Genomic DNA, 14,219 nt, shown 5'->3' on the forward strand with positions numbered 1-14,219 from the left:
CTAACGGCGGTGGGCCAGGCTGCGCACCAGCCGATCGCCGGCCATCTGCACGCCCTGAACCATCGCCACCAGGATCAGCACTGTGCCAAACATCACCTCATTATTGAATCGCTGATAGCCGTAGCGGATGGCGAGGTCGCCGAGTCCGCCGCCGCCGATCACCCCGGCCATCGACGAAAAGCCAATCAGCATCACGATAGTCAGCGTGATCCCGGCCAGCAGCGTCGGCAGGGCTTCTGGCAGCAGGGATTTAAAAATCACGTGCCAGACGTTGCCGCCCATCGACAGAATGGCTTCGATTCTTCCGTAATCCACCTCGTCGAGCGCGTTTTCCGTCAGGCGGGCAAAGAACGGAAAGGCGCCGATGGTCACCGGCACGATGGCGGCGGTGCTGCCCAGCGTGGTGCCGACGATCAGCCGGGTAAAAGGGATCAGGGCGATCAGCAGCACGATAAACGGTAGCGACCTGCCGATGTTGATCACCGCGCCTAACAACGCGTTCAGTTTCGGCATCGGCGCCAGCCCGTTGGCGCGGGAAATAAATAACAACACACCGGTGGGCAGCCCGATCAGCACGGTAAACAGGGCCGCCAGGCCCACCATATAGAGCGTATCCAGCGTGCCGTCGAGTAATAACGGCCACAAATCTTCCCAGCTCATGCTACTCCGCATAATGGCCTCCCCTGAACGCCGTGACGGGTAAGAAAATCCTGTTCAGCCTGCGGGTCGTGCAGCAGCGACTGGCGCAGCCGCGACCATGGGGTCACCAGCAGGTCCGCGAGTTTGCCGCTCTCGACAATCTCGCCCTGTTCCAGCAGCGCCGCGTGGTCACAAATGGTTTTCACCACCTCCAGCTGGTGCGTTATCAGCACAATGGTCAGATTGAGCCGCTGGTTAATATCCGCCAGCAGAGCCAGCACCGAGGCGGTGGTCTCGGGATCCAGAGCACTGGTCGCCTCGTCGCACAGCAGCACCTCCGGTCGGGCGGCCAGCGCCCGGGCGATGCCGACGCGCTGTTTTTGCCCGCCGGAAAGCTGCGACGGGAAAGCGGCGGCCTTTTCGCTGAGATCCACCAGCTCCAGCAGTTCGCGCACCCGCGCTTCGCGAGCGGCCCGCGGCACCCCGGCAATCTCCAGCGGCACCGCGATGTTATCGGCGACGGTGCGGGCATGAAGCAGATTGAAGTGCTGGAAAATCATCCCGGTGCGCAGGCGATAATCCCGCAGCGCCGCCTTGTTCAGCTGAGTAATATCCTGTCCGTTCACCAGAATGCGGCCCGAGGTGGGCCGCTCCAGCAAATTGAGACAGCGGATGAGCGTACTTTTGCCGGCGCCGCTGCGCCCGAGAATGCCGTATATCGCCCCTTTCGGGATCTGTAACGCGATATCGTTCAGCGCCGGTCGGCCGGTTCCGGCGTAGGTTTTGCTCAGCCCTTCGATGGTGATCATGACTGAGGGGCCACCGGGATCACCGAGCCGTTGTAGTTTTTACGGATAAACTCCGCCACCTGCGGCGACGTCAGGTCTTTCGCCAGCGCCTTAATACGCGGGTCATTCGCCAGGGCCGGGGTGGTCACCAGGATATTGGCGTAGGGGTTATGCTCGGCGCTTTCCAGCCCCAGGGCATCTTTCGCTGGCACCAGACCGGCTTCCAGCGCGTAGTTACCGTTAATCACCGCCAGGTCGACATCGTCGAGGGAGCGCGGGATCTGCGGCGATTCAATCTCCAGGATCTTCAGGTGTTTCGGGTTCTCAACAATATCCTTCGGCGTCGCCAGGGTGGTGGCCGGGTCGGTAAATTTGGGGTCCAGCTTAATAAGCTTCTGCGCCTGCAGCAGGAACAGCGCCCGGCTCAGGTTGGTGGTGTTATTCGGTACCGCCACCGTGGCGTTTTCCGGCAGCGACGAGAAATCTTTATGCTTATGCGAGTAGATCCCCAGCGGCTCAATATGAACCGTGGCCGCGACGGCAAAGGTTTTACCCAGCGCTTTCTCCTGATCCTTCAGGTAGGGGACATGCTGGAAGTAGTTGGCATCCACATCGCCACTGGCCAGCAGTTCATTGGCGTTGACCCCGCTGGTCAGCTCCACCACCTTGAGATCGAGACTGGGATCGATTTTTTTGATGTAGTTGAGGATCTCCGCGTGGGGAACCGGGTCCGCGGCGACGCGCAGCGCGGCGGCCTGGGCAGACGTCCATGCCAGAGAAAGAGACAGTGCGACCCCTGCCAGTTTAAAAGCAGCATATTTCATGGTGTGTTCCTTTTTAGTTATGGTTAAACGATCAATTGCTCGGCGCGTTCGCGAAAAACGTCCTGATAGTAGCGTTCCGCCACGTCCGGATGGGAACGCAGACGGCCCTTGAGATAATTCCAGCCGACATCGCGCAGCAGCGGATTGTGCGGGTCGCTGTCCGGACCGCGCGCTTCACGCGCCAGCTCGGGCGGCAGGGTATAAACCGGCACCACCGCGTCAAGCTGGGCGCCAAGGAAGAAAGCGATGGAGAGGCGCTGCTGCTGAGCCGGCGGTGACACCACCCGGTGAACGGTAGCGCGCAGATAGCCGTTGGTGGCCAGCTCCAGCAATTCGCCAATATTGACCACAAAGCTGCCGGCCAGCGGTACGGCGTCGATCCACTGCCCGGGCGCCACCTCAACCTGCAGCCCTTTCTGCTCGTCCTGCAGCAGGAAGCTGAGAAAACCGGAATCTTTATGGGCGCCAACGCCCTGGCTGCTCTGGGTCTCCTGCTGGCCGGGATAACGGATCAGCTTGATATGCTCGTTGGGTTGGTCGCCGTAAAGCCGGTCAAAGGCATTCTCCGGGAGCTGCAGCGCTTCGGCAAAGGCGCGCAGCAGGCGGATCCCCACCTGAGTCATCTGCTGTTGCCAGTGAAGTAATACCGGTTTTAGCGATGGCAGCGCGGCAGGCCACAGATTCGGACCCTGCAGGCGCTGCCAGCGCGGCGCGTCGTCGCTGAGGGTCAGCGCCGGACGTTCGGCGCCGATATCAAACTGCTCTCGCCAGTCAGGCTGGCCGCGCGTCAGCTCAGAAGCCGCGCGGTTATAGCCGCGAAAATGGGGGGAGTGGATCATCGCCACCTGCTGTTTTTGCGCCTCATCAAGCGCAAAAAAGCGCTGGGACTGGCGCTGAACTTCATATTGAAGCGCGTCGTCGACACCGTGGTTGATCAGATAAAAGAAGCCGATGTCGCGGGCGGCGTGACGCAGGTCGGTCAGGAAGGCCGCTTTATCCGCGGGGTCCGCGTAGCGGGCCAGATCGAGAATCGGCAGGGTGGTCGCGTTCATTGTGTTCTCCGAAAACGGGATAATAAGTTATGGGTCGATTCAGGTTCAGGGTTCTGGCACAACAGCAGCGCATGGTGATTTCCTCTGTCCGGGGCTGAGCACAGCTTGCCTCAGGGCCAGATAAGCAACCAATAACGTTATTTTCTAATTTATGTCCGCGCGGGGTTCTATGCTTTTGCGTTAAATAGATAAAGGCGTAAGGGCGAACTGAAGCCGTTGCGCCCGTCACCGAGAGTCAGTAAGGTGGGCGCACTTTTTTAATGCGGAACGGATGTATCCTCATGCACAGCTCAAAAGATCCCCTGCACGGCGTGACGCTGGAAGCGCTGCTCAATGCCCTGGTGGCGCGCTACGGCTGGGTGGAAATGGCCCGCCAGGTCAACATTAACTGCTTTAAAAGCGATCCCAGCATTAAGTCCAGCCTGAAATTTCTCCGCCGGACGCCGTGGGCGCGCAAAGAGGTGGAGGCGATGTATCTGGCTTCGCTCGACGACGATGCGCCGGCGGAGAAAGCGGATCCCTGGGCAAACTGGCAGAAAAAATAACCCTTACCACCGGACAACATCATGCAGAGCTGGAGCAGTAAAGATTTCACCGCCGACCGCGCGTGGGGCGCGCTGGACATTGCCAATTTTTCCGGCACCACCGTGCGCCTGCACTGGACCGACCAACCCTATATCTGGCACATCAACGACGGTCAGGAGGTGTTTGCCGTGATGGATGGTCAGGTGGCGATGCATGTGAAGGTCGACGGCGAGGAACAGGTGATCATGCTGAACGCCGGAGATATCTTTTACGCCGAGGTGGGATGCGAGCATGTCGCCCATCCCCAGGGGGCGGCGCGTATTCTGGTGATTGAGAAAGAAGGGTCGGTCTGATCCCGCCGGCGGGCAATTCGTTAGCCCGCCGTTTCATCGCCTGTCAGACTCAACATACCGCGTTGATATAAATCACTTATCCAGCTTTCAATATACATAATTCTTGTTTGCCATTGCCTTCACCCCAGCACTATCTTTTGCCGCAGACGTCTTAACAGGCACAACCGCGGGAGAGATCATGGCCACCTTGCAGTGGGATCACGCAGTACAGTTTGTGAATCAGCCGGAAGCGGCGATTGAAGTCTTTGCCGGGCAGCAGCTGCTGGCGGCGGTCGGCGGGCGCCATCCGGGGTGGGGAACCCGCAATGCGCTGAGCTATTTTGGTCTGACCTATATCGAATTCCTCGCCATTTCCGACCCGGACGAACTGCGCGCCGCGACGGACAGATTTCTGCTCTCGCGGGATGCCGCGCGGTTGCTGCCGGAGAACGAAGCGCTGTTTCGCGTCGCGCTGCGCAGCGACGACATCGACGCCACCCATGACCACTTGCGTCGCAAGGGGCTGGCGGTGTCACCGATTGTCGATGGCCAGCGCCACGATCCGCAGGGCAATGTCATCCGCTGGCGGATCTTCACCATCGATGGCGACACCGACGGGCTGGTCTTTCCTTTTGTGCTGCAGTGGGGAGAAGACGACGAGACCCGGCTGGCGCGGCTGCGCGCTCAGGGGCTGGACGTGCCTCATCCGCTGGGCGACATTGTGCTCGAGCAGGCGGTGTTCGAGGTGGACAATCCGCAGGCGGTGCGCGACCGCTGGCAGGCACTGCTGGGCTTCCCGTCACAGGGAGAGCAGGGGCTGGACGCGGGCGGCCAGTGGTTTACTTTCCGCCAGGGACCCGCCAACCAGCTGACCGAGCTGGTGTTTCGCGTCGCCAACCCGGCGCTTAAGGGGCAACGCTTTCGCGTCGGCAACGGCGTGTATCGCTTTATATAACGGCTGACGCTAGCGTACCGTCGCGCGCAGGGCCCCCGGCGGCTGGCCGGTGATGCGTTTGAACGCCCGGCTGAAGGCCGCCAGCGACTGATACCCGAGGCTGAAGGCGACTTTTTCAAGCGCCTGGCCTTCGTGGGTGATGTACTGCACCGCCAGCCGCATACGTAGCTCGGTGAGATAGCGGGCGGGGGTGGTGCCGGTGGCGGCAAGAAAACGCTCGGCGAAGAGAGAGCGCGACAGCCCCGCCTCCCGCGCCAGATCTTCCACTTTCCAGTTAACGCCCGGACGCTGATGCATGGCGTAGATCGCTTTCGCCAGCCGGGGATCGCGCAGGACCTGCACCCAGCCGGTGGCGTTACCGCACCCGCAGGCCACCCAGCCGCGGACAATCAGCGCGGCCACCACGTCTGCCAGTCGGGCGAGGATCCCGGCATAGCCCGCCTGGCGGGTGAGCGATTCCCGCTCCATCGCCGCCAGCAGCGGCTGGATCTCCGGCCAGGTGTTGAGCAGGCAGCTCACCCGCATCACTTCGGGCATGGCCTTCACCAGCGGCTGCATGCCGCCGAGTTCAAAGTCCATACAACCGCTGAAAATCACGGCGCGCTCCGGGCAGTCAGGCTGGCCGCCAGCGTTGATACAACTTACCGTGCTGCACACCGTTTCGCTGTTCAGCTGCGCCACATTCACCACCGCGGCCTGCGGATCGGAGAGCAGGGCGTGCCCGTCGCCGTTGGGAATAAACAGCGCGTCGCCGCTCTCCAGGGTGAACTGTTCTCCGCTGGCCATGCGCAGCAGCACCGGCCCGCGGCTGATGAAATGGAACTGGGCTTTGCCCGCCACGGCGCTAAAGCCGACGCCAAACGGGCGGGAGGTCTCGATGCGCCGGTAATTCACGCCGGAGAGGCGCATACCGCGCAGCAGTTCGCTGGTCAGGTCGATAGTGGGCTGGCTCATGGTAATTCCGGACGAATAATCAATAACTGAAGAGTATGCATCATATATCGTCCAGGGGTAAGCCCCTAAGATGACCAGGATGTTAATAAACCTGGAGAGATGTATATGACTTCCTGCATAGCTGCTGACGCGAGCCTGTCACCCGTCAGGCCTGCCTGGCGCGCCGTCTATGCCCTGGCCCTCGGGGTGTTCGGCCTGATCGTGGCTGAATTTCTGCCCGCCAGCCTGTTAACGCCGATGGCCAGCAGCCTCGGCGTCAGCGAAGGGATGGCCGGGCAGGCGGTGACCGCCACGGCGTTAGTGGCGTTAGTCACCGGCCTGCTGATCGCCACCGCCACCCGCAATATCGACCGCCGCTGGGTGCTGATGTTCTTTTCCGTGCTGCAGATTGTCTCCAGCCTGATGGTCGCTTTTGCCGGTTCGCTGGCGTTTCTCCTGCTCGGTCGTCTGCTGTTGGGGATCGCCATCGGTGGTTTCTGGGCGATGTCCACCGCCACGGCGATGCGTCTGGTGCCGGCGGCCCATGTGCCGAAAGCGCTGGCGATCATCTTTTCCGCGGTGTCTGTCGCCACGGTGGTGGCCGCGCCGCTCGGCAGCTACCTCGGAGAGCTGATCGGCTGGCGCAACGTGTTTATTCTCTGCGCGATACCCAGCCTGCTGGCGCTGCTCTGGCAGCTGTGGGTGCTGCCCTCCATGCGGCCGGAAAGCGTTGGCACCTTCTCCACGCTGTTCAGGGTGCTGCGCCGTCCCGGTATGCTGGGGGGCATGCTGGCGTCGATCCTGATTTTCAGCGGCCATTTTGCCTTCTTCACCTACCTGCGACCGTTCCTTGAGACCGTCGCGCAGGCCAGCGTTGAAGGCGTTTCGCTGATTTTGCTCGGCTTCGGTGTCGCTAACTTTGTCGGCACCTCGGTGGCGAGCTATCTGCTGAGCCGCAGCCTGCGTCTGACCCTGGCACTGGTGCCGCTGATGATGAGCGTCCTGGCGCTGCTGATGGTGACGTTTGGCCATCTGTCCGTGCTCGACGGGTTGCTGGTCGCCCTGTGGGGATTTGCCTTCGGTCTGGTGCCGGTGGCCTGGTCCACCTGGCTGGCCACCACCGTGCCGGGTGCCGGATGAGGCGGAAAGCGCAGGCGGTCTGCTGGTGGCCTCTATTCAGCTGGCCATCAGCGCCGGCGCCGCCGGCGGCGGGGCGGTGTTCGATCTGCATGGCGCCAGCGGCGTCTTCACCGGCAGCGGTTTGCTACTGTTGACCGCGATGGTCGTGGTCTTCACCGCCGTGCGGGTGAAACCGGTCGCCAGCGCCGAGCAGCCGGAGACCGGCCGCTTATCCCGCGAGATCGATAACTAAATTGGCCGACAGACTGCGGGAGCAGCACAGCGCGATATGCTGCTCCGCGGCCTGTTTTTCCGCCTCCGACTGCACGGTATCCCGGTGGTCTACCGTTCCCTCCCGCACCGGCGTCAGGCAGGCGCCGCAGATCCCCATCTCGCAGGAGAGCGGCACCTCAACGCCATGCTCCTGCAGCACCCGGGCGATGGTTTTGTCCCCCGGGACCGGCCAGCGCTCACCGGTGGAGGCGAGGGTGATGGTGAAGGTGCCGTCCTCCGCCGACGCCGCCGTCGGGACGGTCGGCTGGAACGCTTCGCTGCGCAGTTGCGTTTCCGCCCAGCCGGCCGCCAGCGCGGTGTCGCGCACCTGGGCCATAAACCCCGGCGGTCCGCAGAAATAGACTCGGGTGTCGGCGTCCGGCGCGCCCAGATCCTGCGCCAGCCGCAGGCGCGGACTCTGCCCGTCGGCAGAGCTGTGGATCAGGCAGGTTCCGCCGGTGAGCTGGCTGGCGATCTCGGTGGCGAAGGCGGCCTCCTGCGCGCGGCTGACGTAATAGTGCAGCGTAAAGCTGGCGCCGGACGCCGCCCGCGCATGGGCCATCGCCAGCAGCGGCGTAATGCCGATCCCGGCGGCGAGGAGCACCACGTGGCCGCCCCCGTGCAGGGGAAAGTGGTTGCGCGGAGCAGAGATCAGCAAGGGCTGCCCCGGACGCAGGGTGTCATGAATATAACGGGAGCCGCCTCGCGACTGCGCCTCGCGGGCGACGCAGAGCAGATAGTGATCCCGTCCGGCCGGGCTGCCGGTCAGCGAATACTGACGGATCAGCCCGCAGGGGAGATGGAGGTCGATATGGGCGCCGGGCGCCCACGCCGGCAGCGGTTGCCCATCGGCGCTCACCAGACGAACGGCCAGATTTTTCGCGCCCTGGCGCCACAGGCCATCGACCACCACCGGGAGTATGTCGCGCATAAGACCTCCACTCATACCAGAAAGAAATCGCCAAAGCCCATCTTCTTCAGCCCGCGCCGGTAGGCGATAGAGCTGCGGTCTGCCGGAATATGCGCCTCCAGGGTCAGATCCAGCGGCAGCCGCTCCGGGCGCTGGGTCTCAACCATCAGGCGGTCCTCCTCAAACACCCGCAGGTTGAACGCATGAACGTCTTCCACCGGCACATGCAGGTCAAAATTGCGGGCGATAGGGGCAAACATTCGCGTCACGCGCGACGACACCGGCGAGGCGGCGTTCATGATCACCAGCTTCGCATCGGCAGGGAAATGGATGGTCAGCGTGGCGGTGAACGGCAGATGCATTTCAAAGTGACGCAGCCACTGGAACCCTTCCGGCGCGCGGAAATCGGAGCTGGCCGGGTAATTGCCTACCGAGCTCCAGTAGTCGGCAACAAAGCCGAACGGCGTCTCCTGCGGGGTGTAGTCCGGCACCTGTTGGTTGTCCGGATCGGCGAAGGTCTCGGTGTGGATCCACGCGAAGTGGGCGACATCGAGAAAGCCTTCGACCTGGCGGCCGGCAAAGCCCTTCACTTCAAAGGCCGGACAGTTGATTTGCTGAAAGCCGGCGTCGTCCCAGTGCGGCATGGTCGGTAACGGAGGCGGATTGTCCGGATCGCAGGCCAGGCAGGTCCAGATCAGCCCGTAACGCTCCTCCACGGCGAAGCTGGTAAGATGCAGTTTGGCCGGAATGGGTTGCCCCGGACTGGAGGGGATGCGGTTGCAGCGGCCATCCTCGCCAAAGCGCAGGCCATGATAGGGGCAGACGATGCCTTCTTCTTCATGAAACCCCAGGGTCAGCGGGACGCCGCGGTGCGGGCAGACGTCGCGGGCGACCACCACCTGGCCTTTAATGCGATAGATAACCAGCTGTTCGTCCAGCAGGGTGGCTTTCACCGGAGCGCCGCCAATATCGCAGGCGCGGGCCACCGGGTGCCAGCAGCGGGCCAGCCGCAGCCAGTCTTCCGGATCGAAGGTGCAATGGGCGGGGGGCGTGGGGGTGGTTGTCTTCATGATTTCTCTTCCTGCTCACATCGGTGATTGTTTTATTGTTGTGAGATTATTGTTGTCATATTAGGGTGTTCACATCCATCACCATTAATTCACTCTGCTGTTGCAAAAAAGAGTACAGGGGCACCATGAGTCCATTTTCCCGTTTCGCCCACTATTTCATCGCCGTGGCTCGCTGCGGCAGCCTGCGTCGGGCCGCCGAGCAGCTGCATATCTCGGCCTCGGCGATTAACCGCCAGATCCTGCAGGCCGAGGAGGCCTTCGGGACACCGCTGTTCGAGCGGCTGCCGGAGGGACTACGGATGACCACTGCGGGTGAACTGCTGTATGACAATCTGTTGCGCTGGCAGAAGGAGTTTCGTCAGACCCGGCAAAAATTTGATGAGCTGCAGGGGATGAAGCGCGGGAGCGTCAGTGTCGGCATGGTGCAGGCGCTGGCGGAAGGCGGCTTCGCCGCCGCGCTGGCGGAGATCATAGCCAGCTGGCCGTGGCTGGAGCTGGATCTGCAGGTGGCCGACAGCCACACCGTCAGCCAGAAAGTGCGTCAGGCGGATCTGGACGTCGGTTTGATCCTCGATCCGCAGGGGCAGGCCGGACTCAGCGTACTGGCCTTTGCCGAACTGGAGGTGGGGATTGTGATGCGCCCGGACCATCCTCTGGCGGGGGCGAAGGCCCTGTCTCTGGGCGAGCTCAGCCTGGAGCGGCACATCGTGCCCGGCGCGCCGCTGATTGTTCATGAGCGTGTTGCGCTCCTCTATCGCCACCATGACTTTGCGCCGGAGAATACCATCAGCTGCAATGATATTCGACTCATTAAGTCGCTGGTGCTGCGCGGCAGCGGCGTGACGCTCCTCAGCCTGCTCGACGTGCTGGACGAGGTTCAGCGCGGACAGCTGGCCTTTATCCCGCTGCGCAGTACGCTGCTGCGGCCGCTGACTCTGGCGCTGTGCACCGCGCCCTCGCGTCAGCTATCGCGTCCCGCGCAGATGGCCATTCAGACGCTGAGCGCGGTGATTGAGTCCATGGCGACCGTCAGCCCAGCGGCCCGCTGAGGATGGTGTCGCACATGCCGTTGATAATCCGTTCGCCGGTCTCCTCCCGCAGCTCCTGGTACCAGGCTTCGGTGAGCTGCATATCCTTACCGTGGGTGATATCGCAGCGCTTGCGCGCCTTCAACACCAGATCGCGAACCCGATCGCAGCGCTGGGCTTCATATTCGCGCAGGGCGGCGTCAATATCGCGGGTCTGGCGGAAAACGGCGCCCAGCACCACCGCATCTTCCATCGCCGCACATCCCCCCTGGCCAATATCCGGGGTGGTGCTGTGTCCGGCGTCGCCCAGCAGCGCGACGCGACCGCGCACCAGGCGGCTGAACGGTTCGATATCGTGGATTTCAATACGGTTGGTGGTCTGCGGGTCAAGGGCGGCGATCAGCTTCTGCACCGGCGGCGCCCAGCCGGCAAAGTAGCGGCTGAGGTCAGCGCGCAAGGTGTCACGATCCTCGGCCAGACCCGCCGGCAGCGGCACATCAAAGAAAAAGTAGAACCGGCCAGCGGAGACCGGCATCAGCGAGACGCGCTTGCCTTCGCCGACAAAGGTGGTCCACTGATCGCCGGGCGCCAGCGCTTCATCTATTTCCACCAGACCGTTCCAGTTGACGTAGCCGGCGTAGCGGCGCTCCGGGGTAAAGCCGAGCACCCACGGACGCAGCGCGGAATGGCTGCCGTCGGCGGCAATCAGCAGATCGCCGCTGGCGCTGCTGCCGTCGGTAAACCACACCGTCACGCCGTCGGCGTTTTCTTCACAGCGGGTGACGCGTTTGCCGAACTGCACGCGCTCCCGTCCCCAGAAATCCAGCATTTCCCGCTGCAGCTCTGCGCGGGATACCGGGCAGGGGCGGCTGCCGGTGCGTTCGATCAGCGGCGCGAGGCTGAACTGGGTCATGTTCTCGCCGCTGCGGAAATCGCGATACGCCATGCGGCGCAGCGGTCCGCCGAAGGTTTCCATGATATCGCCCATGCCGAGGTGGGCCATGCATTTCACGCCGTTGGGCCATACGGAAATCGCCGCGCCGACCGGTTTGATCTCTTTCACCGCCTCATAGACGTCGCAGTCGATCCCCGACTGTTTGAGCGCCACTGCCGCACTTAAGCCGCCGATGCCCGCGCCAATCACGATTGCTTTCATTTTTTTCTCCTTCTCCAGATGTAGGCACTGACTACAGCAATTTGCGTACCAGTTCGCCGAAGAGAGGAAAACCGCCCGCCAGAGGCACAGCGGCAGGTCATGGCGCACCACCTCGGTGCAATGTGATGCATTGGTTGCCTTTTTATGAATCAAAAGTTTCTGTATGTTGCATTAAGAATCTATCGTTTCATAAGCCTGGTTCAGCAGCGGAGGGAAATGATGCATCATTCGAATAATTTAAGTTGATGATTTTGAAGTGTTAATAAATTTATTCGTGCGCTTTTGTCGTCTCTGGCCTGCTTTGTGCAGTAGCCCATGCACTTCTCTTTGCTACGGGATAACACCATGTCTGACGAACATCACAGCGGCCTGCTTTACGGCCTTGAACAGCGGATCCCACCGCTTCCTGCCTTTTTTAGCGCCCTCCAGCATGTGCTGGCGGGTCTGGTGGGGATCATCACGCCGCCGCTGATCATCGGCGCCACCCTCGGACTTGGCGACTGGCTGCCGTATCTCATCAGTATGTCGCTGCTGGCTTCGGGTATCGGTACCTTTCTGCAGTCCAACCGGGTCTGGGGCATTGGCGCCGGGATGATCTGCATGCAGGGCACCAGCTTCGCCTTTCTGGGCGTGGCGGTAGCCGGAGGGATGTGGGTGAAAGCGCAGGGCGGCGGGCCGCAGGATATTATGGCGATGCTGTTTGGCGTTAACTTTGTCGCCGCCCTGGTGCCGGTGATTGTCAGCCGCTTTATCGAACCGCTGAAGAAAATCTTTACCCCTATTATTACCGGCAGCGTGATTGCGCTGATAGGCATCAGCCTGATCAAGGTCAGCGTCATTAACTGGTGCGGTGGGGAAAAGGCGCAGGATTTCGCCAGCATGAGCAATATCGCGCTCGGGGCGGGTACCCTTGGCGTTATCGTCCTGCTGAGCTGCGCCAAAAACCGCTGGCTGCGGCTCTCCTCGGTGGTGGTGGGCATTGCCGTGGGCTGTGTGGCGGCAGGGCTGAGCGGTCAGTTCCATCTTCACAGCCTGGGCGATACCCTGTTTCGCCTGCCAACGCTGTTCCCGTTTGGCTTTCAGTTTAACAGCGCGATATTTCTGCCGGTGGCGCTGGTGTCGCTGGTGTGTATTCTGGAGGCGGTGGGCGATCTGACGGCCAACTCGCTGATTTCACAACAGTCTGTTGACGATCGCGCTTTCCGCAACCGGCTGAAGGGCGGTATCCTGGCGGATGGCGTCAGCTGCATGGTGGCCGCAATGCTCAGCGCCTTTCCAAACACGACTTTCGCGCAGAACAACGGCGTGATCCAGATGACCGGGGTGGCCAGCCGCTATGTCGGACGCTACATTGGCGTAATTCTGATCCTGCTCGGGCTGTTCCCGCCGGTGGGCGAACTGTTGCGGCAGATCCCGGCGCCGGTGCTGGGGGGCGCTACGATGGTGATGTTTGGCTGCGTGGTGGCGGCCGGGATCCGGATCATTACCCAGAACCCGCTCACCCGACGCGATGTGCTGATCGTGGGACTGGCGTTTGGTGCGGGTCTTGGCGTGGAGTCGGTGCCGGCGTTTCTCAGCCATTTTCCGCCGATGGTCGGCGATCTGTTCGGTTCCGCGGCCACCAGCGGTGGGCTGGTGGCGATAGCGCTGAACCTTGTTCTGCCGCAGGAGCAGGCGGCGACGAAAACGATAAGGAGTCAGGATGATCGCGCTGAGTCAGTTTAACAGCCTGAGTGGCGATGAGGCAGGGGAGCTGCTGGCTCCCTGTGTGGCGATCCCGGCCTGGAGCGATAAGCTGGTGAACTTGCGCCCCTTCGCCAACCGTGAAGCGCTGCTGCAGGTCGCCCGGGAAGCGATGGGCGACTGGGGAGAGAACGATCTGAACGCGGCGCTCAGCGCCCATCCGCGGATCGGCGAAAAACCGAGCGGCAGCCAGGCGCACGCGACGATGTCACGCCAGGAGCAGTCGGCGGTGGACAGCGATAATGAAAGACTGGCGCAGGCCCTGCGGGAGGGGAATGCCCGCTACGAAGCCCGCTTTGGCCGGGTGTTTTTAATCCGCGCCAAAGGGCGCAGCGGCGAAGAGATTCTGCAGGCGCTGACGCGCCGGCTGCAGCATACCGCTGACGAAGAAGTGGCTGAGGCGCTTGCCCAGCTGCGGGAAATTACGATGTTAAGACTGGAAGGAGCGATTGGCGAATGAGCACCCTGAGCACCCATATTCTGGATATTTCCACCGGCACGCCGGCTGAAGGCGTCGCGGTCAGCCTGAGCCGGGAGGGCGAGACCCTGGCGAACCTGGTGACCAACGCCCAGGGGCGTATCGTCACCTTCAGCGCCGCGCCGCTGCCGGCGGGGCGCTACTGTTTAACCGCGGAAACCGGGGCGTGGTTTGCCCGTGCCGGGCGCGAGAGCGTCTTTACCCGGGCGCAGATTGATTTTGTCATTGGCGAGGCGGCAGAGGACCATTTCCATCTGCCGTTTCTGATCGCCCCGGGCGGATGGTCGACCTACCGCGGCAGCTAAGCCCGGCTGCGCGTTGCCCGAGTGACAGCCATTGCCGGGCGGCGCTACGCTTGCCCGGCCTGGATGATGATGAAACTGGTAGCGACATC

15 protein-coding genes and 1 pseudogene are annotated in these 14,219 nt (G+C 62.3%); 8 read left to right on the forward strand and 8 right to left on the reverse strand.

All coding sequences use genetic code 11. The annotated features are described in order from the left end of the window. The 4 genes from CE636_RS28055 to CE636_RS28070 are packed head-to-tail and all read right to left on the reverse strand — an operon-like array spanning position 1 to position 3,303. Positions 1-660 carry a methionine ABC transporter permease gene (locus CE636_RS28055; RefSeq protein ID WP_004217626.1) on the reverse strand — a complete coding sequence of 220 codons (660 nt, stop codon included), beginning with the start codon at positions 658-660 and terminating at the stop codon, positions 1-3. After that, on the reverse strand, positions 657-1,448 hold the full coding sequence (locus tag CE636_RS28060) for a methionine ABC transporter ATP-binding protein (RefSeq protein ID WP_008804932.1): 792 nt from the start codon (positions 1,446-1,448) through the stop codon (positions 657-659). Before CE636_RS28060 ends, CE636_RS28055 begins: the two co-directional genes overlap by 4 nt. Further along, positions 1,445-2,251 (reverse strand): MetQ/NlpA family ABC transporter substrate-binding protein, encoded by an 807-nt coding sequence (locus tag CE636_RS28065; protein WP_004205939.1) that lies wholly within the window; start codon positions 2,249-2,251, stop codon positions 1,445-1,447. The genes CE636_RS28060 and CE636_RS28065 overlap by 4 nt, the downstream gene beginning before the upstream one ends. A 23-nt stretch (positions 2,252-2,274) precedes the next feature. After that, positions 2,275-3,303 (reverse strand): isopenicillin N synthase family dioxygenase, encoded by a 1,029-nt coding sequence (locus CE636_RS28070; RefSeq protein ID WP_017900371.1) that lies wholly within the window; start codon positions 3,301-3,303, stop codon positions 2,275-2,277. Between the two features lie 281 nt (positions 3,304-3,584). Between CE636_RS28070 and CE636_RS28075 the strand changes: the two genes are divergently transcribed. The 3 genes from CE636_RS28075 (at position 3,585) to CE636_RS28085 (ending at position 5,115) form a co-directional block, all read left to right on the forward strand. Then, positions 3,585-3,848, forward strand: a complete 264-nt coding sequence (locus tag CE636_RS28075; protein ID WP_025999254.1) for a VF530 family DNA-binding protein — start codon at positions 3,585-3,587, stop codon at positions 3,846-3,848. A gap of 21 nt (positions 3,849-3,869) precedes the next feature. Next, positions 3,870-4,181 carry a cupin domain-containing protein gene (locus tag CE636_RS28080; protein WP_004205936.1) on the forward strand — a complete coding sequence of 104 codons (312 nt, stop codon included), beginning with the start codon at positions 3,870-3,872 and terminating at the stop codon, positions 4,179-4,181. A 178-nt stretch (positions 4,182-4,359) separates the two neighbouring features. Next, positions 4,360-5,115 (forward strand): VOC family protein, encoded by a 756-nt coding sequence (locus CE636_RS28085; RefSeq protein WP_017900373.1) that lies wholly within the window; start codon positions 4,360-4,362, stop codon positions 5,113-5,115. Between the two features lie 9 nt (positions 5,116-5,124). Here the strand turns inward: CE636_RS28085 and CE636_RS28090 are convergent, their stop codons facing one another. Beyond that, a complete protein-coding gene (locus tag CE636_RS28090; RefSeq protein WP_004205934.1) occupies positions 5,125-6,069 on the reverse strand; it encodes an AraC family transcriptional regulator in 945 nt (314 codons plus the stop codon). Positions 6,070-6,174: 105 nt separating this feature from the next. On the opposite strand from CE636_RS28090, the pseudogene CE636_RS28095 reads away from it, so the two are divergent. Beyond that, positions 6,175-7,420 (forward strand): annotated as a pseudogene (locus tag CE636_RS28095) (MFS transporter). On the opposite strand, the gene hpxE reads toward CE636_RS28095, so the two are convergent. Further along, entirely contained in the window at positions 7,397-8,371 is a 975-nt protein-coding gene (gene hpxE / locus CE636_RS28100; protein WP_017900374.1) for a molybdenum cofactor-independent xanthine hydroxylase subunit HpxE, read from the reverse strand. The pseudogene CE636_RS28095 and the gene hpxE sit on opposite strands and share 24 nt — an antisense overlap. Before the next feature lie 11 nt (positions 8,372-8,382). Beyond that, a complete protein-coding gene (gene hpxD, locus CE636_RS28105) occupies positions 8,383-9,420 on the reverse strand; it encodes a molybdenum cofactor-independent xanthine hydroxylase subunit HpxD (protein WP_017900375.1) in 1,038 nt (345 codons plus the stop codon). Positions 9,421-9,545: 125 nt separating this feature from the next. Here hpxD and hpxR point away from each other — a divergent pair, with 125 nt between their 5' ends. Next, positions 9,546-10,469 (forward strand): LysR family hpxDE operon transcriptional regulator HpxR, encoded by a 924-nt coding sequence (gene hpxR / locus CE636_RS28110; RefSeq protein WP_008804925.1) that lies wholly within the window; start codon positions 9,546-9,548, stop codon positions 10,467-10,469. Here the strand turns inward: hpxR and hpxO are convergent. Continuing rightward, entirely contained in the window at positions 10,450-11,604 is a 1,155-nt protein-coding gene (gene hpxO / locus CE636_RS28115) for an FAD-dependent urate hydroxylase HpxO (RefSeq protein ID WP_017900376.1), read from the reverse strand. The two genes, hpxR and hpxO, sit on opposite strands and share 20 nt — an antisense overlap. 345 nt (positions 11,605-11,949) lie before the next feature. Here hpxO and CE636_RS28120 point away from each other — a divergent pair, with 345 nt between their 5' ends. From CE636_RS28120 to uraH, 3 genes are read left to right on the forward strand one after another with little or no spacing between them, the layout of a single operon-like run. Further along, on the forward strand, positions 11,950-13,329 hold the full coding sequence (locus CE636_RS28120) for a nucleobase:cation symporter-2 family protein (RefSeq protein WP_017900377.1): 1,380 nt from the start codon (positions 11,950-11,952) through the stop codon (positions 13,327-13,329). Then, positions 13,307-13,807: a 2-oxo-4-hydroxy-4-carboxy-5-ureidoimidazoline decarboxylase gene (uraD, locus tag CE636_RS28125; RefSeq protein WP_017900378.1), complete on the forward strand. Its 501-nt coding sequence runs from the start codon at positions 13,307-13,309 to the stop codon at positions 13,805-13,807. The genes CE636_RS28120 and uraD overlap by 23 nt, the downstream gene beginning before the upstream one ends. Continuing rightward, positions 13,804-14,130, forward strand: coding sequence for a hydroxyisourate hydrolase (uraH, locus tag CE636_RS28130; protein WP_017900379.1), 327 nt, complete (start codon positions 13,804-13,806; stop codon positions 14,128-14,130). Before uraD ends, uraH begins: the two co-directional genes overlap by 4 nt. Positions 14,131-14,219 lie beyond the last annotated feature (89 nt).

This window comes from Klebsiella sp. LY, assembly GCF_004010915.1.
GTDB classification, from domain to species: Bacteria; Pseudomonadota; Gammaproteobacteria; order Enterobacterales; family Enterobacteriaceae; genus Klebsiella; species Klebsiella quasipneumoniae.

Bases quoted from the DNA above. Each gene is read 5' to 3' on its own strand.
- CE636_RS28065 (WP_004205939.1), bottom strand. From the start codon at position 2,251: ATGAAATATGCTGCTTTTAAACTGGCAGGGGTCGCACTGTCTCTTTCT.
- CE636_RS28085 (WP_017900373.1), top strand. From the start codon at position 4,360: ATGGCCACCTTGCAGTGGGATCACGCAGTACAGTTTGTGAATCAGCCG.
- hpxE (WP_017900374.1), bottom strand. From the start codon at position 8,371: ATGCGCGACATACTCCCGGTGGTGGTCGATGGCCTGTGGCGCCAGGGC.
- hpxD (WP_017900375.1), bottom strand. From the start codon at position 9,420: ATGAAGACAACCACCCCCACGCCCCCCGCCCATTGCACCTTCGATCCG.
- uraH (WP_017900379.1), top strand. From the start codon at position 13,804: ATGAGCACCCTGAGCACCCATATTCTGGATATTTCCACCGGCACGCCG.
- CE636_RS28075 (WP_025999254.1), top strand. From the start codon at position 3,585: ATGCACAGCTCAAAAGATCCCCTGCACGGCGTGACGCTGGAAGCGCTG.
- CE636_RS28120 (WP_017900377.1), top strand. From the start codon at position 11,950: ATGTCTGACGAACATCACAGCGGCCTGCTTTACGGCCTTGAACAGCGG.
- hpxR (WP_008804925.1), top strand. From the start codon at position 9,546: ATGAGTCCATTTTCCCGTTTCGCCCACTATTTCATCGCCGTGGCTCGC.
- hpxO (WP_017900376.1), bottom strand. From the start codon at position 11,604: ATGAAAGCAATCGTGATTGGCGCGGGCATCGGCGGCTTAAGTGCGGCA.
- CE636_RS28090 (WP_004205934.1), bottom strand. From the start codon at position 6,069: ATGAGCCAGCCCACTATCGACCTGACCAGCGAACTGCTGCGCGGTATG.
- CE636_RS28070 (WP_017900371.1), bottom strand. From the start codon at position 3,303: ATGAACGCGACCACCCTGCCGATTCTCGATCTGGCCCGCTACGCGGAC.
- CE636_RS28060 (WP_008804932.1), bottom strand. From the start codon at position 1,448: ATGATCACCATCGAAGGGCTGAGCAAAACCTACGCCGGAACCGGCCGA.
- CE636_RS28055 (WP_004217626.1), bottom strand. From the start codon at position 660: ATGAGCTGGGAAGATTTGTGGCCGTTATTACTCGACGGCACGCTGGAT.
- CE636_RS28080 (WP_004205936.1), top strand. From the start codon at position 3,870: ATGCAGAGCTGGAGCAGTAAAGATTTCACCGCCGACCGCGCGTGGGGC.
- uraD (WP_017900378.1), top strand. From the start codon at position 13,307: ATGATCGCGCTGAGTCAGTTTAACAGCCTGAGTGGCGATGAGGCAGGG.